The following is a 23,989-nucleotide window of genomic DNA, read 5'->3' as shown; positions in this document are numbered from 1 at the left end:
GGTCATGAAGATAATGATCATGGAGTGTAACAAACGGCACTAACATTACTCAGCTACATATCCTTAAAACTTAAGGAAATAAAAGGGCTTTCTTTTAAAGGAAGTCCGTTTTTTTGTACAAAAAATTGAACACGCCTCACCAAAAAAAGTATTATTTTTTTGGATTTTACCTTGATTTATCAGATTAAATCGATTATTATGAAATTAACATAAAATGGAAGGGTGACCTTGAAACGATGATCATTTAATCCTATTCTTTAAGAAAAAAATGCGTGATAAATACGATCTTTTTTTTCTGGATAGGATTAGTCTGTACATTAAAATACAAACAAAGATCATTGTGTTCCTTCCATTAGGAATATTTTGCCTTTTTAAATTTGTATTGTACTGCCTCCTGTCCAGAAATTTCTCAGGAGGTTTTTATATTGGAAAAAAACACATCTTTACCATTAAGTAATAAGGAACAGAACATATTTAAAAATCGTGTTTTTCAGGCCATTATCTTTTCAGGCTTGTTTTTACAAATAGGAATCTGGGTACGAAATTTTGCCGTTTTGTTATTCGTCATGGAAAAGACAAACGGTGATGCCTTTGCCATTTCCATGATTTCAGTAGCGGAATTCGCACCAATTTTCATTTTTTCATTTATTGGTGGAACTTTTGCTGACCGCTGGAGTCCGAAAAAAACGATGGTTTGGTGTGATATTTTAAGTGCAATATCCGTTTTTGCTGTGCTTATCGCACTTATCTTCGGTAGTTGGAAAATGGTGTTTTTTGCAACGTTGATTTCGGCGATACTTTCTCAATTTTCTCAGCCATCAGGCATGAAGCTATTTAAGATGCACTTACCAGAAAGTCAAATTCAGACAGGGATGTCAGTTTATCAGACCGTCTTCGCAGTATTTATGGTTCTAGGTCCGATTCTCGGTACATTTGCCTACCAATCATTCGGAATCAATATCTCGATTGGAATCACCGGCCTGGCGTTTTTACTTTCAGCTGGAGCACTCGCTTTCCTTCCAAAAGATCGCGAACTGAATGTAGAAACCGCAAAAACAACATTATGGCAAGAAATGAAAAGCGGAGTGAGCTACGTGTTGCGAAAAAAAGAACTAAGTCTGCTTGGTTTATGTTTTTTAGCCGCCGGGCTCGGACTGGGTTTCATTCAACCGCTTTCGATATTCCTTGTTACCGAACAACTCCACCTGCCTAAGGAAAACCTCCAATGGTTATTTATGGTGAATGGGTTCGGTATGATTTTAGGCGGAGCTGGTGTGATGATTTTTGCCAAAAAGGTGGCACCTCAGAGATTATTAGCTTTAGGAATGCTTGTGAATGCCATTGGATTGGCTGTAATGGGGCTGTCAACAAATCTTTGGATAACACTTACTGCCGAGTTCTTTAATGGGTTGATGCTGCCTTGTATTCAAATAGGGATCAATACATTGATATTGCAGAGGACAGAAGGCGAGTTCATTGGAAGGGTCAATGGAATCTTAAGCCCATTATTCACGGGTTCGATGGTTTTGACTATGAGTGCGGCAGGCGTGTTGAAGGAGCAATTTTCACTCGTCGCCATTTTTGAAACCGCGGCATTCTTTTTTATTCTAGGTATGGTTTTCATTTTGCCATTGTACAATCAAAAGGCGGAAACACAAACCCTGGAAACTCACTAATAGGCATGGAAAAAGTGTTGTAACCTAGTGAATTACTGGGGAATAAAAGAAAAAAAATTCTCGATTCAACTTAAAAGGGTGTATCTTAGCTATATCCATATAGGACCAAAAAAAAGCAGCCAATTCTGAAGTGAACCCAAAAAGTTAGACACTTTATTTAGTTAGGCAACCTTGAGGGCATGAACCCGGTAATCAACCGGGCTCATGCCTTTTAATTTCACCTTAATTCGTTGGTGATTGTAATAATAAATATAATCTTCTAATTCTTGTTTGAAATGCTTCATGCTGTCGAACTTCTGTAAATAAAGCAATTCGGATTTTAATAAGCCAAAGAAGTTTTCCATGACAGCGTTGTCGAGACAATTTCCCTTCCGAGACATGCTTTGTGTAATCGCATGTGTCTTCAAGGTATGTGAATAGGGTTTCATTTGGTAGTGCCAGCCTTGATCCGAATGAAGGATGGGTGAATCTTCCGATTCCAATCGCATTATGGCTTGGTCTAACATCTTGGAGACTAAAGGGTAAATAGGACGTGATTCGATATTGTAGGCGATGATTTCTCCATTAAATAAATCAAGAATGGGCGATAAGTACAACTTCTCACCTTTTAGATGAAATTCCGTCACATCAGTGACCCATTTTTCATTTGGCTTTGTTGCTTTAAAATTACGCTCGAGAATATTGGGTGCAATCTTTCCAACCTTGCCTTTGTACGAACGGTATTTCTTCAAACGTACCAGACACTTTAACCCCAGCTCATTCATCAATCGAAGCACCGTTTTATGGTTAATCACAATGCCCCGATTATGTAATTCTAAGGTGATACGTCGATATCCATATCTCCCTCTATTCGTCTGAAATATCTCTTCGATGACAGACTTTATCTCCACGTATTTATCCTGACGCCCGAAGGCGTTTCTCCAATAATAATAGGTGCTCCGTGCGATATTCGCGACAGATAGAAGTAGCTTTAAATTAAATTCTCCCCTTAGTTCGTACACTACTTTCGCTTTTTCTTGCGTTCTGACACTTCTCTTTCCTGAACTAAGGCTTTCAACTTTTTTAAATAGGCATTCTCCGCACGCAAACGCTCATTTTCAGCCTTTAATGCCTCTAATGATCCTTCTGCTAGTGGTTTCTTCGTTTCTTTTTTCATGGATGGACGCCCCTTTTTCTTTGGTTTGAGGGCGTCTACTCCTTCCGCTTCACATTGTTTTTGCCAAAGTAATAGGGTAGAAGGTGCCGGAATATTGAAAACCGCAGCAGTTTCACGGAGAGACGTCCCCTGTAAGTTCATATATTCAAGTACTTTCAGTTTATCTTCTACCGTATAAGTTGTATAGCGTTTTACAAATGCACTCTCTCCATGATATTGGTACTGTCGAATCCAAGTGATTAATACTCCAGAAGTAACACCAATAGATTTAGCTATGCTTGCCTGTCCCTCTGTACCTTCAATATATCTCTGTACGGCTTGTATTTTCTGTTGTGCTGTAAATTTGGCCATAAAGAAACTGCACCTCCAATTGTTAGATGTGTCTAACAATTGGGGTGCAGTTCATTCTGGCTGCTTTTCTATTTTTTTTTCTGTGACAAGGTTAAAATCTATCCCGGTAGACTCAACGGAGCTATATTTTTACCAACAACAAATTCTGGATAAACAATTATTTTTAGACTACTGGTAAATACTAATATTGGCTTGTTGTTACTTATGCATTTTTGAAGGTCATATTTATTACAACAGATAGGTGAATAGCTTAAATGATAAAGGAGAAAAGTTAATGATCCTTAAAGACATAATGAATGAAGAAATAAACTGGGATTTGCCGAAGGACATTGAAGATATATCCATCACAGGGGTAACCGATAATTCTAAAGAAATAAAAAATGGATACCTTTTTGTTGCCGTAAACGGATATAAGGCCGATGGCCATAATTACATTAAAGATGCAATACGTCTAGGGGCATCGGTTGTAATAGGCGAACGTGATATTAAGGGATTGGATGTTCCTTATCTACGTGTGGGGAACAGTCGAAAAGCGTTAGGAACAATCGCGAAAAGGTTTTACGGGGACCCCAGCATTAAAAAAATAATGATAGGAATTACGGGTACAAATGGAAAAACCACAACAAGCTATATGCTTCAACAAATATTAGAAGAGAATGGGGTAACCTGTTCCGTCATTGGGACAATACAGCATATTATCAATGGAAACAAAGTCGATTCCCATAATACGACTCCAGGTACCATGGAATTGAATTCCTTGCTGGCTGCCAGTAAGGACATGGTTGTCATTATGGAAGTGTCTTCGCATGGTTTAGCTCAATATCGTTTAGAAGGAATTGAATTTGATTTCTGTGTCTTCACGAATTTATATCATGACCATCTCGACTTCCACGGTACGATGGAGGATTATTTCCTGGCTAAATTACTGCTTTTTGAAAAATTGAAACCCAATGGTCTTGCGATTATTAATGGAGATGATTTCTGGGGAGAAAAACTACAAGAATACTTACGGGAGAAAAATGTCAGTACCTATGTATTTGGAAAATCCAATCGCTTCGATTTAACGATCACCAATTATAATACCGCAACGACCCCCTTTATTTTATTGAATGAGCATCATGACTTTGTGAAAATTGAATTACCATTACCTGGACTTCATAATTTATATAACGCAACCGCAGCGTATTCCATAGCGAAGATGTTTCCGATCAAAAAAGAGGAAATTCTCATGTCACTAAAACAATTTTCTGGTGTGCCAGGAAGATTTGAAATGTATAAGAAAGAAGATGGACCGACAATAGTCATCGATTATGCTCATACTGCTGATGCCATTCATCACATGCTTCAAACTGCCAAAGAATGCGGGGCGGAAAAGATTTTTCATATCTTTGGTTTCCGGGGTGGTCGAGATACAACCAAAAGGGCAGAAATGGTTAAAGTATCATCGGAACATAGTGATGTATCGATTTTGACGATGGATGATTTGAATTCGGAGGGAATTGATGTGATGGAAACGTCACTCAATAAACTGCAAAGCGATTACTCTTCTGGGAATGGGAAGGTTATTCCAGATAGGACTTTTGCCATCCAGGAGGCGATACACGCAGGTAAGGAAGGGGATTGGATTATCATTACAGGAAAAGGTATAGAGAGGTATGAACAAAATTTCGGATTGCCTACTATTTCTGACAAAGAAACGGTATTATATCTACAAAATAAAGACCAAGGAGATTTTATCGGTTATTTTGATCAATAATTTGATACTAACGAATGCTTTCCTTTCCCATTCGAAAGCCATTTTATATTTGAATCGCCAGTTAATGGTGATAATTAACATTGTATGATATGAGGATTTCCGGTAATATAATAATACAAGCTGCTCTGTTCGTAATGATAATAAAGTTTTAACCTTTAAGCTGTAATAGGGAGTTTTATATTGAAACAGGAATGTTATGCCTCGTCACTGACTTGGACAACAGGATTGTTTCTGCAAACACCCACTTTGAGGAGTGGTGGTTTAAAACTTTCTTACTGGGTACGGCAATGGCGGCTTACATCTTTAATATTGAAACCGGTCTCGCTTCGAGGCCGGTTTTTTGGTTTTTCCAATAATGCAGTAAATGAATTGCATGTACCGCTTTATAGTCTGAAAAACCAAACCGAAAAGCATTTTGAAGAAAATGCCATTGTTCATAGATTTACTTCTTTGGAGACATCACTCTTGTTTTGTATATCGGTTGGCATAACTTGAGGCAACGAAGGCATTGGGCTTAATTTTCGGTTCCACTCCCATGGATTCCATCCTTGCTACCATTTCATTTACAAACTCACTGGTTTTGTTCCGCTTTCCAATCCCTATATCAATATGGCCTTCCATGATGAACGTTGCCCCTTGATATACGGCAGGCAAGACAATATCGATTAACTGATTTTTCCTTTCCTCCGTAAACATGGATACAATCTCCTCAGTTAACGACAATTCTTTGGAAATTCGCTCATGTAAATGCAGCATCCTTCTAGGGATCATCACTTTCCTTATACAACCCCATACACCATTCCCGACCTGCCGTATTACGATGCCTGTAATGAAAACCGTATGTTTTTTATGTACTTGGGAATCTGTACCAACCATTAATCGAAAGTTACCGGATGGATTTAATTTCATGAATTCTACAATATGAACGAATACCTCTTCGAATGACATGTTTTTTTCTTGAAGATTTTGAAATGGAATGTTATGAATTGAATTTTGCTTCATATTATTGCACCCAACCTTTCCTCGGATATAATCTGATTATTAAATATCTACATGCCGCTCATAACACATCATATGAAGGAGGTCCTTGTTTCGTGCCGTGGGAAGAACCCGCCGTTAAATGATGATGGTCATCATTTGAGGGTAATTCAACAATGAGATGTGCTTATGATTGCTAAATCTTGTACATATGTAATGTTTGCGATTTAAGAATGAGGAGTTTGTAACGAAGAGAAGCCTGTGCATTAGGCTTCTCTTCTCTTTTTTTTGTAAGGAGAATATTACGAAAAAACTTATTGGAGTATTCGTTTGGTGTATCTCGTCTTTCACTGGAAAATACTTAAAGCTTGTGACTTTATATCACCTTAGAAACCCGAATATCATTCAATTCCTATGGCGGAGTTATGTTTATAGAAGAAAACCTAATTGAAATTATTAAAATTTTAACAAATAACCAATATAAAGTACTCAAATTTTATAACTTTCAAAAAAAGTGTGTAATGTTTTCTCACATAAACAAAGAATTCTCGCTTTTATAAGAGTAAAATAAACGAATATTCAATTAATAAAGTATAGGAGAGATGAAAATGAAAATAACTGAATTGAAAAAAAGCGGTCATGCACCGTCATTATTAGCTTCATTCCTTTATTTTGATATTAGTTTTATGATTTGGGTATTATTGGGTGCGCTCGGTGTCTATATTACAAAGGATTTCGGTCTTTCGCCAGCTGAAAAAGGTTTGATTGTAGCTATTCCGATTTTGGGAGGCTCGTTTTTCCGGCTCGTTCTTGGTTTTTTGACTGATCGCATCGGTCCACGGAAAACCTCGATCGGCGGGATGCTTGTTACGATGATTCCACTTTTTTGGGGATGGTTATTCGGAGAAAGTTTAGCGGAGCTCTATTTAATTGGGATTTTGCTAGGAGTGGCTGGTGCAAGCTTTGCTGCAGCACTTCCAATGGCTAGTCGCTGGTATCCCCCTCATTTGCAGGGTCTTGCGATGGGCATTGCGGGAGCCGGTAACAGCGGAACTCTGTTTGCGACCCTGTTTGGACCGCGTATCGCAGAGTCAATTGGCTGGCATAATGTTATGGGGTTAGCTTTGATTCCATTAACCATCGTGTTTGTCATTTATATTTTAATCGCAAAAGACGCACCATCTCAACCGCCTGCAAAACCGCTCAAGGAATATTTCACAGTATTTAAAATAGCAGATACATGGTATTTCTGTATTCTCTACAGTGTGACTTTTGGGGGATTTGTTGGGTTCACTAGCTTTTTAAGCATCTTTTTTGTTGATGAATATGGGTTAACACGAATAAGGGCAGGGGAATTTGTTACATTATGTGTCATCGCCGGAAGTTTCTTTCGTCCCGTCGGAGGCTTTATTGCCGATAAAATAGGTGGAGTTAAACTGCTAATGTTTTTATTTATTGGACTAACATTATGTATGTTCGGTATTAGTTTTCTTTATTCTTTTTCTACCGTTACGATTTTACTGTTTATCGGAATGTTATTTCTCGGTATGGGTAACGGGGCTGTCTTTCAGTTAGTTCCACAGCGATTTTCTAAAGAAATTGGTTTCATTACAGGAATTGTAGGAGCTGCCGGAGGCGTTGGCGGATTCTTGGTTCCAAACATACTAGGAACGTTGAAACAGATAACTGGGACATACGCTACAGGATTTTTAGTATTTTCCGTAATTGGAATCGTGGCGTTACTAATCCTGGTTCTAGCTCAGCTTTCATGGAGAAAAACGTGGGTACTCGGAAAGAATTCAGTTAAGATTTAGAACCATGTTTACTACTTTTATTGGCTTATTTCATTACTTGTTTTTTGGGGGGATAAAATGTATAAACAAAAACTGGTCTTAATTGGGAACGGAATGGCGGGATTACGATGCGTTGAGGCGATCATAATGAATGATCCAAATGCTTTCGAGATTACTATTTTCGGAAGTGAACCACACGTTAACTATAATCGAATCTTATTGTCGACTGTGCTTCAAGGAAACAATTCGTTTGAAGATATCGCGATAAATGAACGAAACTGGTATACGAAGCATAATATCCAATTGTTCACGGGTGAAACGGTCGTGAAAATCGATAAAGAAACTCAAAAGATAAAAACAGACAAAAGAAGGGAAGTTTACTACGATAAGCTCATAATTGCTACAGGTTCTGTCCCATTTATTCTTCCTGTTACCGGTGTTGATAAAGAAGGGGTTATTGCATTTCGGACGATTGAAGATTGCCAAAAGATGATTGAAAATTCACGGAAGTATAAAAAGGCAGTCGTCATTGGAGGCGGTTTATTAGGTTTAGAAGCAGCGAGAGGGCTGTTAAACCTTGGCATGGAAGTGAATGTTGTTCATATTGCTGAACACTTAATGGAAAGGCAGCTTGATTCAACGGCATCCATTTTGCTGCAAAAAGAGTTGGAAAACCAGGGAATGCACTTTCTTTTACAAAAGGAAACACAGGAGATAATCGGTAACGAGCGTGTAGAACGTGTCCGTTTTAAGGATGGAACGGAGCTGGAAGCCGATTTAGTCGTTATGGCTGCGGGAGTCAGACCGAATATTCAGTTGGCCAAAGAAAGCGGAATTGATATAAATCGTGCCATTATTGTAAACGACTATTTAGAAACTAGCGTCGCTAATATTTATGCGGTTGGTGAATGTGCTGAACATCAAGGCATTGTCTATGGACTGGTGAAACCTCTATATGAACAGGGGGAAGTGCTGGCAAAGCACATTTGTGAGATGAAATGCCAGGGATACCAAGGTTCTGTTCTTTCGACCCAGTTGAAAGTATCAGGTGTTGAGTTATTCTCTGTTGGAGATTTCCTAGGTGATGAAACAACGAAATCAATCACAACCTTTGATGAATTAGATGGTATTTATAAAAAGGTGGTCTTTCAAGGAAGAAAAATCATCGGTGCTGTGCTGTATGGAGATACAAAGGCCAGCACACGATTACTTGATATGATTTTAAAGAGACAAGAAGTATCATCGGAGGAAAAGGGTGCATTGTTCCAAACACCTGGTACGACTGAGGGACTAATCGCTTCAATGGCAAATCATGATATCATTTGCCATTGTAACGCTGTTTCAAAAGGGGCAATTATTGATGCCGTTCAAAATAAAGGATTAACAACAGTGGAACAAGTAAAACAATGTACAAAGGCTTCCGGTTCTTGCGGTGGGTGTAAGCCGGCAGTGACCGAGCTTTTGGCATATATTCAAAGTAATCTTTCTGATGAGGCTAATGTACAAAAGGTAATGTGCCCATGTACGACATTAACGGAAGATGAAGTCGTGTATCAAATGCAGCTCCAAGACTTAACATCTGTTCAAGCTGTGATGGATGTTCTGGAATGGGGAAATAACGAAGGTTGTTCAATATGCAGGCCAGCCCTGAGCTATTATTTAGGAATGATTCATCCAGAGTATGAGACCAGACAGAAAACTCTTTTCATAAACGACCAAAAGAATGCAACAGTTCAAAGCAATAACCATTACTCTGTTATCCCACAAATGTACGGCGGTATGACGAATGCGAAAGACTTGCGAAAAATTGCAAATGTTGCTGATAAATATGATATATCGCAGGTGGCAATAACAAGTGAACAAAGGATTCATTTAATGGGTGTGAAAAAAGAAGATCTCCCAGGTGTTTGGGCTGATTTAGACATGCCATTAAGTTCGAAATATGGCAATACCGTTCAAAACGTCAAAACATGTATCGGGGAACATGTTTGCCAATGTGACAAACAGCAATCCCTTTCACTTGCTGTAGACCTGGAAAAAAGATTTGAGCATCTTTTAACACCTTACCGCATTAAGATGGGCATATCTGCTTGTATGCACAATGGTGCAGGATCAACAACGAAAGATATAGGTGTTATGGGTGTTGACAGGGGCTGGGAAATCTATGTAGGGGGAAGCAGCGGGCGTAATGTGCGTGCCGGCGAACTATTATGTGTAGCCGGGACAAATGAAGAAGCAATTGAAATCATCATCGGCTTTATTCAATATTATCGTGAAACGGCTAATTACTTAGAAAGGACTTGGCAATGGATTGAACGAGTGGGTTTAATTCATGTAAGGGAAGTATTGTTTGATAAGGAACTTAGTCAGCAACTATCTCAACGATTGGAAATGGCGTAGCTCAGAGAAAGAACTAAAGTGGCAAGTACCTTTTGATGCTTCTAAGAGATACGAGTAAATGCTTGTAACATGAATACGATCCAAAGAAATCCATGAGCAAAGGGTGAGGGGCTTGACTGAAATATTATTAAAGTATTTCCGCATGAAGCAACAGGAGGTCCAATCAGAAAAAAGGTATGATACACAATGTCCATTTTGCAGCATGCAATGTAAGATGCAGCTTTTGGAACAAACAATAGTCACAAGAAAAAAGTATATGACGATCGGAAAAGATAATCCAACCTCAGAGGGGCGCTTATGCATTAAAGGTATGAATGCACACCAACATGCTTTGCATAACGATCGAATTAAATACCCATTATTAAAAAAAGATGGGGAATTTGTTCGCATTTCTTGGGAGGAAGCATTAAACCACATTAAGGAGAATTTCGCTAAGATTCAAACGGAGGATGGTATAAATGCATTATCTGTTTACGGGAGTGCCTCCATATCGAATGAAGAAGCATACTTGCTTGGAAAATTTGCAAGAGTAGCTTTAAAAACAAAGTATATAGATTATAATGGGCGTTTGTGCATGTCCGCAGCTGCTTCGGCAGCAAGCCAAACATTTGGTATGGATAGGGGCCTAACGAACAGCTTGTCAGAGGTTCCGTTCACAAAGTGTATTATTTTGGCAGGCACAAATATTGCGGAATGCCAGCCAACAATCATGCCGTACTTTGAGAAAGCAAAAGAAAACGGGGCGTATATAATTGCTGTGGATCCCCGAGAAACAGCAACAACGAAACTGGCTGACTTACATCTAAAAGTAAAACCAGGGATGGATGCCGCCTTGGCAAACGGATTATTGAAAGTAATTATCGAAGAGGGTTTTACTGATGAAACATTTATTCGGGAACGTGCAAATGGCTTTGATGAAGTTAAAGAGTATGTTTCATCTTTAGAGTTGGAAGAAATTTCAGAGATGACTGGGGTTCCAAGCGACCAAATCCGGAAAGCGGCTACAATGTTCGGGAAAGAAGAATCAGGTATGATTTTTACAGCAAGGGGTGTTGAGCAGCAAACGGATGGTTCTGCCGCCGTTCGGAATTTTCTTAATATTCTCATCACTACAGGTAAAATCGGAAAAGTGAATTCGGGCTATGGAGCAATTACTGGACAGGGAAATGGGCAGGGGGCAAGAGAGCATGGGCAAAAGGCAGACCAACTTCCGGGTTATCGTATGATCGAAAATGAGGAACACAGATTACATATTGCACGAATATGGGGAATCGATGAGGCTGATTTGCCACGTAAAGGTGTCTCAGCATATGAAATGATAGAGAAAATAAATGAAGGTGAAATAACCGGCATGTTTTTAATGTGTTCTAATCCAGTTGTTTCCAATCCCAATGCAAACTTTGTCAAAAAGGCTTTGAAGAAATTAAAGTTTCTTGTAGCAGTAGATATGTTTGTTTCAGAAACTGCTAGAATGGCTGATTTAATTTTACCTACTTCGTCTTATTTAGAGGATGTAGGAACGATGACAAATTTAGAGGGACGGGTAACATTGCGGGAAGCAAGTTTTTCAAAACCCGGTGAAGTCAAGCATGATTGGCAGATAATTTGTGATATAGCAAAAGCACTTGGAAAAGGGGAGCATTTTTCCTTTCAATCTGCAAATGAGATTTTCAATGAATTAAGAGTGGCAAGCCGCGGGGGAACTGCTGATTATTATGGGATAACCTATGAGCGTCTAAGAAAAGAAGGAGGCATTTTGTGGCCATGCCCAACCCTTGACCATAATGGGACAAAAAGGTTGTTCGAAACTTCTTTTGCCCATCCGGATGGAAAGGCAGATATGGTTGTGGTTAATAATGTGCCTATTGTTCCAAAAGAACAGCCATGTACGGAGTTTCCACTTTATTTAACAACAGGAAGAATCATGTCACATTATTTAACAGGAGTGCAAACGAGAAAAAGCTCATCATTAGCAGCAAGAAATTTTGAATCATATATGGAAATTCATCCTGAAACAGCCAAGAAATATCATATTCCAGATACTACGTTGGTAAAAATTGAATCAAGGCGGGGAAGTATCGTTGTAAGAAGTAAATGGTCAGAAACTATTCGTCAAGATACTATATTCGTTCCTTTTCATTGGGCAGACTCACAAAATGTCAATCTCCTCGTTTCACAGGAGTTAGACCCGACATGCAAAATGCCAGGTTTTAAAGTAAGTGCCGTAAAAGTAAATCCCATAGTTGAGATAATGTCCAATTAAAGGGAGATTACTTCCCATTCAACATAATCAATTATCAAAATCTAGTTTAATCAAAATCTAATAAGATAGAGCCTAAGCGGACTGTATTCCATACCAATGAAGTTTTAAGGAAAAAGGCGCTTATTCATGACTATCAAAAAAGGGGAAAAAGGATGGGAAAAGGTAAGGTCTATATTGTTGGAGCTGGACCCGGTGATCCGGACTTAATTACTGTCAAAGCAACCAAATGTATCAAACAAGCAGATGTTATCATGTATGATCGATTGGTAAATCGTGAATTGCTGTTATACGGGAAGGCCGAAGCTGAATTCATTTATTGTGGTAAAGCACCTGGAAACCATTGTGTCTCTCAAGGGGACATTCACCAAATGTTAATTAGTAAATCAATGGAAGGAAAAACGGTCGTTCGGCTAAAAGGGGGAGATCCTTTCATCTTTGGACGAGGCGGCGAGGAGGCAGAAGAGCTAGTAAAGCACGGAATTCAATTTGAAATAGTTCCTGGTATCACATCTGGAATTGCTGCTCCAGCTTATGCAGGAATTCCCGTGACACATAGGGATTGGGGGAGTACCTTCGCAATTGTCTCGGGACACTGCGTGACTGGTAAACCTGATAACATCCACTGGAATCATTTGGCTAATGGTGTTGACACCATTGCTATTTATATGGGTATTAAAAACCTTCCTTATATATGTAACCAATTACGATCCTGCGGAAAGGACCCTCAAACTGCTATAGCTGTCATTGAACAGGGAACGACAGGTTTTCAACGAACTGTTATAGGCACAATCGATACAATTGTGGAGCTTGTTAAACAAGAGCAGGTCGCTAATCCCGCAATGATTGTAATAGGAGAAGTGGTGAAGTTATCCGATAAATTATCATGGTTTTCAGAGAAGAAAGAAGATAAGGAGTTTGCATAGAAGTGGAATGATTAGTGGATATTTGTTATTTTGCATTTAGTCAATTCCCCTTTAATTGTAAGGGATCCCTGTCCTGTATTTATAGTCCCTTTTTTGGGTTTGAGTTTCCCTTCTTTAATCCAAAAAAGGGGAATGGTTCAACTGCAATGAAAATTGAAAACTGGACATGATATCATGTCCAGTCGTACTGTATGGGTTTATGGAAGTCTAACTATTGACGGTTATAAAAACCGTATTGGATCGGCTAATATTTCCGGAGCGCTAGCATAAATCAATTACGTGTGCCAAAGTGTGCATTTAATTGACCTTGCAGCATTTTCTTTCGCATTTTTTCCTGTTCGATTTTTCTATTTTCCTTTATTTTTTCCTGTCTAATTTCATTGGTTTGTACTCCATCCTCTATTTTATCTGCGATTTCCACTAATGCCTTGACATCGGAAAAGGAGTATTTACGGCTACCTCCTTTAGACCTTTCGGGGAAAACGAGTTTTCTTTCTTCGTAATACCGAATTTGTCTATCTGATAGACCGGTTAATTCTCTTACTACTCCTATGGAAATTACTTTTCTGTCAATATAAGAATCTTTTTGTGGCTGAACGATGAAAATCACCTCATTTTTGATTTAGGCTAGATCAATAATGATATTATATCCTAATTTTCTGAATATTTGTAATAAAAACTAACATTAATTATTAATTTTCAAAAATCATGTTAGATTATGTAACACAATTGTTGTTATAAATATTGCCGTCACCTATAATCAAATACATAATCCTTTCAAAAAAATCTTATTGGAGGACAATACATGACGAAGCAAAAATTGGTACTAATTGGGAATGGCATGGCAGGAGTTAGATGTATAGAAGAAATTATGAAAATTCAACCGGAAAGGTATGAAGTTACTATCTTCGGAAGTGAGCCACATCCGAATTACAATCGAATCCAACTATCGAATGTATTGCAAGGTGCTACGTCGATAGATGATATTACAATAAATGATTGGAACTGGTACAAAGATAACAATATTACACTGTTTTCAGGTGAAACAGTAACGAATATCGACACAATAAAACAAATCATATATTCAGATGGAAATCGTAAAGTCGAATATGATCAGTTAATTTTAGCTACCGGATCAATTCCTTTCATTCTACCGATAAATGGGGCGGATAAAAAAGGAGTGACAGCTTTTCGAAATATAGAAGATTGTGAAAAAATGATTGAATATTCAAAAAATAATAAAAAGGCAGCAGTCATTGGTGGAGGGTTATTGGGTCTTGAAGCAGCTAGAGGCCTTTTGAATCTAGGTATGCAGGTTGATGTCATTCATCTTGCGGAATATTTGATGGATAGGCAGCTCGATCCAACAGCAGGAAAAATGTTGCAAAAGGAACTTGAAAGCCAGGGAATGAATTTTTATCTTGGTAAACAAACGCAGGAGATTTTTGGTGAGACTGATGTAAAAGGATTACGCTTTAGCGATGGTGAGGAAATCAGCGCCGATTTAGTGGTCATGGCAGTTGGAATCAAACCAAATATTCAATTGGCCAAAAATAGCGGCATCCCTGTCAATCGAGGAATTATTGTGAACGATTATATGGAGACTGGAATCCCGAATATTTATGCCGTTGGTGAATGTGCGGAACACCGTGAGATGGTGTATGGATTGGTCGCTCCCCTTTATGAACAGGGCAAAGTGTTAGCGAAAAGGATTTGCGGGCTTAAAGGCGAAGCTTACGAGGGTTCAGTACTGTCTACCAAGTTAAAAGTATCTGGTGTTGATGTATTTTCGGCGGGGGAAATTTTCGAGGATGAAAAAGCCAAATCAATCAAGGAATTTAATGAATGGAACGGTACTTACAAAAAAGTAATGATCCGAAATGGAAAAATTTCTGGTGCGGTATTATTTGGGGATACAAAGGAAAGCAATAACCTTTTGAGCATGATCAATAAAAATGCCGAAGTTTCCGAATATTTAATAGCTGGAACGAGTGAAGAACTCAGTGTTAGTCTTGTCAGTGCGATGTCAAACGAAGAAATTATCTGTGGCTGTAATGGTGTAACGAAGGGCGATATTGTATCGGCTATCGAATCTAAAGGGTTAACAAGTATTGATGAGGTAAAAAGCTGCACAAATGCTTCAAGATCATGTGGGGGTTGCAAGCCGTTAGTCGGTGATATTCTGGAGCTTACATTGGGCGATGATTTCAGCAAGTCAAATCAAAAGGAATCCATATGCACTTGCACCACTTTAACTAGAGATGAAGTTGTTGCCGAAATACGCGAAAAGAATTTGACCCATACTCGAGAAGTCATGAATGTTCTCGGCTGGAATACAAGTGATGGATGTTCGAAGTGTAAACCGGCATTGAACTATTACTTAGGTATGATTCATCCTGTTGAATATGAAGATGAAAAAGAGTCCCGCTATGTAAATGAAAGGTTACATGCAAATATTCAAAAGGACGGTACATTTTCTGTTGTGCCAAGAATGTATGGCGGCGTCACTAATCCCGATCAATTACGGAAAATAGCAAATGTTGCCGATAAGTATAATGTTAAGTTACTAAAGGTCACAGGCGGGCAGAGAATAGATTTGTTCGGCGTAGAGAAAGACGATCTTCCAAGCGTTTGGGCCGATCTGGATATGCCTTCTGGATATGCTTATGGAAAAACCCTTCGAACAGTGAAAACATGCGTCGGTGAAAACTTTTGCCGCTTTGGCACTCAAGATTCGATTGGATTGGGCATTGCCCTGGAGAAGAAATTTGAACGTGTAGGCACACCGCATAAGGTTAAAATGGCTGTGTCGGCATGCCCCCGTAATTGTGCTGAATCCGGAATCAAAGATCTTGGTGTTGTCGGTGTTGACGGTGCGTGGGAAATTTATATTGGCGGCAACGGCGGAACACATTTAAGAGCTGCTGAATTATTATGCAAAGTGAAAACTAGTGATGAGGTAATCGAAATTACAGGTGCATACATCCAACATTATCGAGAGACTGCCAACTATTTAGAAAGAACGTCTGTCTGGGTTGAGCGTGTAGGGTTCGATACCATTAAAGCGGTTATCGGTGATAAGCAAAAAAGGATTGAGCTTAATCAACGTTTAAATGAGGCCTTATCGGTATTGCAAGAACCGTGGAAAGAAATTATTGAGAGCAATGCGATCCAAACCGATTTATTTCAAAAAGTGAAAATTCCAGTTATATCAAATAAATGAATTTGGGGGAATCCTAAATGGGGAAAACTCTTCAAAAGATAAAGGTTTCAACAGTAAATGAGATGCCAAAAAATCTGGGGAAAACAGTAACGATAGGATCTCATGAAATTGCTCTTTTTCATTTAGCAAATGGTGAATTCCGAGCTATTGAAAATCGTTGCCCACATAAAGGTGGAGTACTGGTGGAAGGTATTGTGAGTGGTGATCACGTCTTTTGCCCGATGCATGACTGGAAAATCAGTGTCGTGAATGGAGAAGTCCAAAAACCTGATAATGGCTGCGTAAAGACATTCAATGTTGCAATAGAAAATGGGGATGTATATATTGTTCTATAAAAATGCATGTAAAACATTGGTATAGAAAATGAGAAATATTGGTGAATAAATATAACCCGCTACTGGATAGTCTTTTATAGGACTATCCATTTTTCTTTCTTTGAGGAGCTATGAACTAAATTTTCACTTCAAATGACTGTATTCCTCACAAAGTAATTGATAAATATTTCCAAAACAAATATACTTTCTAGTAAAGGATATACTTTATTGACCGAATGCAAGTAAGCGATTTCAATAACGTTCGAAAATTTCCACAATTGAATAAGTTATAGGGGAAAGGTTGGCGTTTTTATGAAAAAATTATCTATTGGCGTTTTTACCTTCATGCTGTATTTCGTTCCATTATCAAGTACTTCACCCGGATCAGCAGAAGTAAAACCAGATTACAAGCTTTATGTGATGGCCCCATTGGGTGAAATAACAGATTGGGATGCATTTGAAGCAAAGTTGATTCAGTTGAAGGAAAATGGAGTATACGCAATAACGACAGATATCTGGTGGGGATTGGTCGAGAGTAAAAAAGATAATCAATTTGATTGGTCTTATTATAAAAAATATGGGGAGACAGTGAAAGCTTCCGGTTTAAAATGGGTGCCCATTTTATCTACACATCAATGCGGCGGTAATGTGGGAGATGATTGTAACTATCCCATCCCGAGTTGGCTTTGGAATATAGACTCTGCCGAAAACATGGCATTCAAGAGTGAAAGTGGTTACTGGAATAAGGAGGTACTTGCTCCTTGGTGGGAAGGTACAGCTGATCAATACGAAGAATTGTACAAATCCTTTGCAAAAAACTTTGCTGATGAGAAGGATTTAATAGCTAAAATATATCTAAGTGCAGGTCCAGCTGGGGAACTAAGATATCCCTCCTATCAAAATGCAGATGGCTGGGAATATCCTGAAAGGGGACAGCTTCAAGCTTATACAGAAGGGGCGAAACGGGATTTCAGGCTTACCATGAGAGAGAAGTATTCAACGATAAAAAAATTAAATGCTGCTTGGGGCAAAAATTATAAAAACTGGAGGGAGATTCAGCCGCCAGGTAACGGGGATGAATTTTTCACAAGAGGAGGAGCAGTCGACAAACAATTTGGAAAAGATTTCATGCAGTGGTATCAAGGTGCACTTGAAAAACATCTTTCAAAAATCTCGAAATTTGCCCATAAACATTTTGATGAAGTCTTTGGCGTACCAATCGGAGCTAAAATCTCAGGTGTCCATTGGAAAATGAACGATCCAGTAATGCCGCATTCAGCAGAATATAGTGCAGGGTACTATAACTACTCCCAACTACTGAATCAGTTTAAGAAATCCAATATGGCCCTCACGTTCACCTGTTTGGAAATGGGAGATCAAGACGCACATAATGCACCATCATATAGTGCTCCTAAAACGTTGGTGACCCATATTGCCACTTTAGCCAATCAAAAAGGAATTTCATTAAACGGGGAAAACGCACTCCCACTGATCAATAATGAATGGGGCTTTGACAATATAGCAGAAATGGTTTTTAACTATGATTTTGAGGGCTTTACCTTGCTAAGGATGTCATATTTATTCGATGATGAAGGAAATCCAACAAATGAGTTCAGGATGATGGCAGATAAATTGGAAGGCAAATCGATTCCAGTTACATTCACAGTTGAAAATGTACCTTCCAAACAGGGAGTCTACTTAATTGGGGATAGAGGAGAAATAGGCCGATGGAATCCAGAAGATTACGAATATAAACTCACACAAAATAAAGAAGGCAGCTGGAGCGGAACATTCCGTTTAGCCGCAGATCGATACTATGAATTCAAGTTCGTCATAAAAGATGAAAATGGTAATATTACTTGGCAAGATGGAGAAAATAATAGTTATAAAACTCCTTTGAATGGAATAGGAAACTATAAAACTTCATGGTAGAAGGTTATAGATAGAATCCTGTCGAAATGATGTCTTAAGTTTTATATGACTAACTAAGAAGGGATTGCGGGAAGAATATAAGGTATTGAAAGCTTTTCATCACAAGTTATCTCTACTATTTTTTGAAATGAATACAATGCAAAAACCATCTCCTGTGTAGAAGTACCAATTGAGCAAATTATCCAAATGAATAAAACCTCGATAAATAATGGGGAAATAATGGGGAAAATATTATTTAATACTTAATTGACCTGTACTTTCATTAAATAGACATGTGGACTATTTTTAGGACAAAACAATAAGAAAGGGAGGAATTGATACAAATGAAAACAATGATTACATGGACAGGGGAAATGGCCTTTTCTGGCACAACTCCGTCAGGACATGAAATAAAGATCGATGCTGCCGAAGAAGTAGGAGGAAAAAATAGTGGAGCAAGACCCACAGAGTTACTGTTACATTCCCTTGCCGGGTGCACAGGAATAGATATTGTAATGATTTTGAAAAAAATGCGATTTGAAACAATGGCCTTTCAAATAGAAATAGAAGGGTCACGGGCAGAAAACCATCCAAAACGTTTTACCGATTTTAATATCCACTATTTATTGGAGGGGGAACTGCCTGAAGATAAAGTGGTCCGTGCGATTCAATTGTCGAAAAATACCTACTGTTCAGTATATCACTCATTAAATGCCAACATTAAAATGAGCTATTCAATAAATGGAGTTAAAGGAAAACAAGAAATCTAAGCACTATCATTTATGAGTAAATTGTTATTAGATTTATCGTTTAAGAAAAGCAGCCTTCATTTCCTTAAAGAAATGGAGGCTGTTTTTGACTGGAATGAACGTTTTATAGAATGAATCTTTTTGTTTGTACAGTCAGTAAAGAGGTAACAAATATTAAAATATTTCAGTAAGTCACATTAAAAGCTATGCACAAAAGGTGACAACTGCAGAATCAATTCCTCTTAATGGTAATACAAGGCGTATTTCCCTAGGACATTAAATAATCAACTCTTTTCTCCAGTAAAGAAAATATTTACCTTCAAATTGTTTTTCAGGAAAGCTCACATCCCATTGTCCTGAACCATTTATCGGAATATATGGGTTTATTTAGTCACCAAGTAATCAAAATGTAATCGTTTGTCATTGGAATACCCTTGATGTTAAGAGTTTATCCATATAAACTTTATATATTATTGAGGAGTGGTTAAGTTGAAAGAGATAACAATTGACAAATTAATTTTTAAAAATCATTTATCGATGATTGAACAATATTCATTGAAAGATTTCATGTTTAAGTGGCTCGGCAGCCCCGACGAAGGATTAGATGATTTTCTTCCACTTAAATACACAGATGAAGTCTTTGCAAAAATGGAAACGACAATGGAAACAAAAATAAAGATCCACGGTGATGAGACCTTCAGATATGTCACCATTACGGAAGATAACCAAATTGTAATAGGTGGCTTAGACTCGAATCAAGAGTTAAAGTTTAGAATTTTGTCCTTGGAGGAGCGTTTGAAAAGCTACTAATGGCTTTGCTTGGCATGCTTTCAAGAATGAATCATATTTTCAGATAAAAATAAGGCCGTCCATATCATTTAGGAGATGGCCTTATTTTTGTTATTTAATAATTACCCTCCCCTTAGCGTTTGAACTGTACTCGAAAGTAAAAGGAAGCTGTCGATAATTAAAATTAATCATATTTTTTAATCCAAGCCAGTAATATTAGACTTAAGTGAGGTTTTTCTCTTGTTCGTTGTAATCCTAACCTTCCAAATGCTTCGGTGAGCGTGTAACTCTTTCATTCGTGAAATGTTTGGATTTATTTTACAATATAAAAACGATTATTGATTTGTCTTAGTGTATTATAGTAATGGAGTGGATTAAAACACTTGAGGGGGAATTGTGATGGGCGAAACGTTAGCGAGTTCAATCAAAACGCTTTTGAAAGAAACGTTTGAGGGACCCGGAAATGATGGGAGCTATTATACTGAATCAAGACCGAATACAGGGGTTTTTGGGACACTTGATGGTTTAACCGCAAAAGACGCTTCACTTTCCATAAATGGATCGACTATAGCTGCTCACTCAGACCACATACGATATTATTTATGGGTGATCCGCACAATGATCAGTGGCGCAGACTTTGAAAAAGATTGGGGCGAAAGCTGGACCATTGCTGCTGTTGATGAGGTGAAATGGGCTGAAATCAGGGAAGGATTACATAAAGAATATGTAACTCTATTGGCAGAAATCGATTCAATCGATTTAGAGGAATGGCTGACAAATGTAAATGCGACCATTGCCCACTCTGCTTATCATCTGGGAGCGTTACGGCAAATGATAAAAAGCCTTGAAAACGAAAAATAATCTTGAGGGTTTGAAAATGATTTCCTCTCCACTCTCCAGGCACCTCTTTCCGCGGACGGTCCGACCTCGGCGCTCTTTTCGCATGTGGAGGCTCGTGCTTTCCGTTCCAATCGACTGGACTTTTTTTCAAAGAAAAAACTGTAGGCTGGTCTCATTTCGAAACTTGTTTAAGACTAGTTTATCCTTTAAGTTTTTTACTTTGAAGAAATTTGCGACACTCCTGCCATAACTGGCTAGCCGAGACCCCAAAGACGCTTACGGCGAGGAGGGCTTGGGCAGACAGTCGGCGGAAAGGGAGCGTATTTCTGAAATCAACTGGCTCTTCTAACTACAGACTGAAAAAGGCCGCTAAATAGTGACTTTTTAGTTTGTAGACAAAAGGAGGTTCGGAATGCTCTCACACCGATCCATGATTTTAAAACCCTTAATGTTTTTTTACTGTAATCCTTATAGGATTGAGGTTTGCGACACTCCTACCGAATAACTGACTTGGCAGACAGTCGGCGGAAAGGGAGCGTATTTCTGAAATCAACTGGCTCTTTTTTTGGCAAACCCAGCAAATGTTGCTGGGTTTATATTTATTTCGTTAAGGAGCTAATGTAGCGTTTTTAAGCATGAAAAAGAAATAGAAGAAGCTCTACTTTAATTTTAATCCAACAAGGCAAAATCCAGGTTAGGACAGGTTATACATTCAGAAACACATACCCATTTTGTTGGTTATTGTTGGATTGTGTCAGATTATCCTAAGAAACTTTTACATTTTAAAGGGTTCAAGTCGTAATTGGAGAAGTATTATTATCATGATGTTTTTTAGCCGAGGAATACTGACTGCATGAATTTCAACGTAAAAGGAGGGCTCTTAATTAAAAAACAGCTGTTTAAACTAAGTATATTTTGCTTTATATTCTTTGTTCAAACATTATGGTCTCCCGCTGTTTTTGCTGAACAAAAAACATTTATAATTGCTGGAGAAAGTGCTCTTGCTCCATTTTCATTTGAAAATGAAGCTGGTGAGCTGACAGGGATCAATATTGATTTAATGGAGGAAATAGCAAAATATAATGGCGTAGATTTCAAATATATTTCGATGGGGATGCAAGAAGCGGAAAAAGCCTTAAGTAATGGAACAATTGATGCAATTGTTGGAAGCACCTATAATACCGAAAAAGATAACCAACTTGATTTCACTCAATCCTATTTTACAATGTCCCAATCAATAATCATTCCTAGTAAAAGGAAACAGGATATTCATACGTTAACGGATTTACGTGATTCACATGTTGTCCTTGACTATAACACTCCAGTAATCAGTACATTTCTCAATATGAGGAATACAAATTTAACGACCGTTTCGAATCAATACTCGGGTATTTTAACATTATTGAACAACCGTGCAGATGTATTCATCGGAAACAAATGGACTGCAGGCTTCTATTTGAAAAAGTTCCGCCAAGAAAAGAATTACATCATTCTCGATGAAGTCATTGAACCCGCGGATTATACGATAGCAGTGAAAAAAGGGAATCAATCGCTTCTTTTCATGATGGACAATACACTCACAGAACTTAAAGCAAACCGAAATATCAACGGGATAATCGATAAATGGGTCATGCCACAGTCCAATCAAAAAATTGCCAGGCTGGAGCAATTCATATTCTGGTTGATCATAATCTTAACTGCGGTAGCACTTATCCTTCTAATCATTTACATATGGAATCAGAAGCTAAAAAAATCCGTTCATAACCAGACGTTGAAATTACATTTATTAAATAAGGATTTAGAGAAACAACGGCAAAACATCGCAAATGGTAAAGCGTTCAAAGATCAAATCTTAAACAATATCAATACTGGAATCATAACATTCGATCTCGATTTCATGATTACCAGCTGCAATGCAAAGGCTTCGGACATTCTCAACATTTCCAAGGAAATGATTCTGAATCTTATGAATCATTCGCAATTAATGAAGAATTTCGAAGCTTTCAATCAAGAACAGAATGAGGATAATCGTACGGGTACTTTTCGGATCTTGGTATTTAATGAGGAAAATGAACAGAAGGTGATTTCCTATTCGATGCATAAGATGTTCAATTCTGAAGAAATGCAAACCGGATACTTACTTTCCATGAATGATGAGACTGAAAAGAAAACATTGGAGAAAAAATTGGTCACACAAGAAAAGCTGCACGCTCTTGGACAACTAGTTGCAGGTGTCGCACATGAAATCAGGAATCCTTTAACATCTATCAAAACATTCATAGATTTACTTCCGAGTAAATATGATAACTCCCAATTCCGACAAGTGCTAATGGAACACTTGCCTACTGAAGTAAACCGACTGAATGCGATCGTTACCGATTTAATTGAATATGCACGTCCGCGCCCGCCAAATATAACGAATTGCTACGCACATGAACTTATATCATTACTTGCTTTTCATAAGGTGACAATGGAAAAGAAACAAATAAATTTCGAGCAGACGATTGATGATGACCTTATATTTTATATAGATTTACAACAAATTCACCAGGTTCTTTTAAACTTGGTGTTAAATTCGATTCATGCTGTTGAAGAAACCGAGGAAAAGAACATTAAAATCACAATTGATAAAGAGAACGAAAAGACAGGGCGGATTACCATATCCGATACGGGGAAAGGGATGAAACAGGAGGAACTGAACCATATTTTCGAACCTTTTTTCACAAATAAAGAAAAGGGAGTCGGTTTGGGGCTTACGTTATCTTATAGGCTAGTTAAGGAAAATAACGGAGATATCCATGTGAAAAGTTATCCTAATTCAGGAACGAAATTCATCATTTTACTACCTTTATATATCGAATAGAAGC

16 protein-coding genes and 1 other RNA gene are annotated in these 23,989 nt (G+C 38.1%); 14 read left to right on the top strand and 3 right to left on the bottom strand.

The genetic code is table 11. The features are described from left to right. The first annotated feature begins 425 nt into the window (after window positions 1-425). Window positions 426-1,676 carry an MFS transporter gene (locus QUF78_RS14115; protein WP_289325145.1) on the top strand — a complete coding sequence of 417 codons (1,251 nt, stop codon included), beginning with the start codon at window positions 426-428 and terminating at the stop codon, window positions 1,674-1,676. Window positions 1,677-1,837: 161 nt separating this feature from the next. Here QUF78_RS14115 and QUF78_RS14110 read toward each other — a convergent pair. After that, a protein-coding gene (locus QUF78_RS14110) for an IS3 family transposase (RefSeq protein WP_289325144.1) occupies window positions 1,838-3,183 on the bottom strand; the annotation gives its coding sequence in 2 pieces (ribosomal slippage) (window positions 1,838-2,742 and window positions 2,742-3,183; 1,347 coding nt in all). A 274-nt stretch (window positions 3,184-3,457) separates the two neighbouring features. Between QUF78_RS14110 and QUF78_RS14105 the strand changes: the two genes are divergently transcribed. After that, on the top strand, window positions 3,458-4,939 hold the full coding sequence (locus tag QUF78_RS14105) for a UDP-N-acetylmuramoyl-L-alanyl-D-glutamate--2,6-diaminopimelate ligase (protein ID WP_289325143.1): 1,482 nt from the start codon (window positions 3,458-3,460) through the stop codon (window positions 4,937-4,939). A 114-nt stretch (window positions 4,940-5,053) separates the two neighbouring features. Next, window positions 5,054-5,240: non-coding RNA, 6S RNA (ssrS, locus tag QUF78_RS14100), on the top strand. 158 nt (window positions 5,241-5,398) lie between these two features. Here ssrS and QUF78_RS14095 read toward each other — a convergent pair. After that, window positions 5,399-5,941 carry a ribonuclease H-like YkuK family protein gene (locus tag QUF78_RS14095; RefSeq protein ID WP_289325142.1) on the bottom strand — a complete coding sequence of 181 codons (543 nt, stop codon included), beginning with the start codon at window positions 5,939-5,941 and terminating at the stop codon, window positions 5,399-5,401. Between the two features lie 584 nt (window positions 5,942-6,525). On the opposite strand from QUF78_RS14095, the gene QUF78_RS14090 reads away from it, so the two are divergent. The 4 genes from QUF78_RS14090 (at window position 6,526) to cobA (ending at window position 13,296) form a co-directional block, all read left to right on the top strand. Then, window positions 6,526-7,731: a nitrate/nitrite transporter gene (locus QUF78_RS14090; protein ID WP_289325141.1), complete on the top strand. Its 1,206-nt coding sequence runs from the start codon at window positions 6,526-6,528 to the stop codon at window positions 7,729-7,731. Between the two features lie 57 nt (window positions 7,732-7,788). After that, window positions 7,789-10,110, top strand: a complete 2,322-nt coding sequence (gene nirB / locus QUF78_RS14085; RefSeq protein WP_289325140.1) for a nitrite reductase large subunit NirB — start codon at window positions 7,789-7,791, stop codon at window positions 10,108-10,110. Between the two features lie 112 nt (window positions 10,111-10,222). Then, complete coding sequence (gene nasC / locus QUF78_RS14080) at window positions 10,223-12,373, top strand: assimilatory nitrate reductase catalytic subunit NasC (protein WP_289325139.1); 2,151 nt, start codon at window positions 10,223-10,225, stop codon at window positions 12,371-12,373. A 152-nt stretch (window positions 12,374-12,525) separates the two neighbouring features. Continuing rightward, the gene (cobA, locus tag QUF78_RS14075) at window positions 12,526-13,296 is read left to right on the top strand and encodes a uroporphyrinogen-III C-methyltransferase (RefSeq protein WP_289325138.1); all 771 of its coding nucleotides are present in this window, start codon (window positions 12,526-12,528) and stop codon (window positions 13,294-13,296) included. Window positions 13,297-13,567: 271 nt separating this feature from the next. Here the strand turns inward: cobA and QUF78_RS14070 are convergent, their stop codons facing one another. Continuing rightward, the gene (locus tag QUF78_RS14070) at window positions 13,568-13,906 is read right to left on the bottom strand and encodes a MerR family transcriptional regulator (RefSeq protein WP_289316351.1); all 339 of its coding nucleotides are present in this window, start codon (window positions 13,904-13,906) and stop codon (window positions 13,568-13,570) included. A gap of 195 nt (window positions 13,907-14,101) precedes the next feature. Here QUF78_RS14070 and nirB (QUF78_RS14065) point away from each other — a divergent pair, with 195 nt between their 5' ends. From nirB (QUF78_RS14065) to QUF78_RS14035, 7 genes are all read left to right on the top strand, one after another. Continuing rightward, window positions 14,102-16,519, top strand: a complete 2,418-nt coding sequence (gene nirB / locus QUF78_RS14065) for a nitrite reductase large subunit NirB (RefSeq protein ID WP_289325137.1) — start codon at window positions 14,102-14,104, stop codon at window positions 16,517-16,519. A gap of 17 nt (window positions 16,520-16,536) precedes the next feature. Then, entirely contained in the window at window positions 16,537-16,854 is a 318-nt protein-coding gene (gene nirD / locus QUF78_RS14060; protein ID WP_289316353.1) for a nitrite reductase small subunit NirD, read from the top strand. Window positions 16,855-17,145: 291 nt separating this feature from the next. After that, window positions 17,146-18,765, top strand: a complete 1,620-nt coding sequence (locus QUF78_RS14055) for a family 14 glycosylhydrolase (RefSeq protein WP_289325136.1) — start codon at window positions 17,146-17,148, stop codon at window positions 18,763-18,765. Between the two features lie 323 nt (window positions 18,766-19,088). Beyond that, entirely contained in the window at window positions 19,089-19,514 is a 426-nt protein-coding gene (locus QUF78_RS14050) for an OsmC family protein (protein ID WP_289325135.1), read from the top strand. A gap of 468 nt (window positions 19,515-19,982) precedes the next feature. Then, window positions 19,983-20,303: a hypothetical protein gene (locus QUF78_RS14045; protein ID WP_289325134.1), complete on the top strand. Its 321-nt coding sequence runs from the start codon at window positions 19,983-19,985 to the stop codon at window positions 20,301-20,303. Window positions 20,304-20,681: 378 nt separating this feature from the next. Next, window positions 20,682-21,143, top strand: coding sequence for a hypothetical protein (locus QUF78_RS14040; protein WP_289325133.1), 462 nt, complete (start codon window positions 20,682-20,684; stop codon window positions 21,141-21,143). 832 nt (window positions 21,144-21,975) lie between these two features. Next, on the top strand, window positions 21,976-23,985 hold the full coding sequence (locus QUF78_RS14035) for a transporter substrate-binding domain-containing protein (RefSeq protein WP_289325132.1): 2,010 nt from the start codon (window positions 21,976-21,978) through the stop codon (window positions 23,983-23,985). Window positions 23,986-23,989: the final 4 nt, after the last annotated feature.

Origin of the sequence: Peribacillus sp. ACCC06369, assembly GCF_030348945.1 — a bacterium.
GTDB lineage: Bacteria > Bacillota > Bacilli > Bacillales > DSM-1321 > Peribacillus.
Note: the sequence above shows the minus strand (reverse complement) of the source record. Positions and strands in the feature narration are given on the sequence as shown.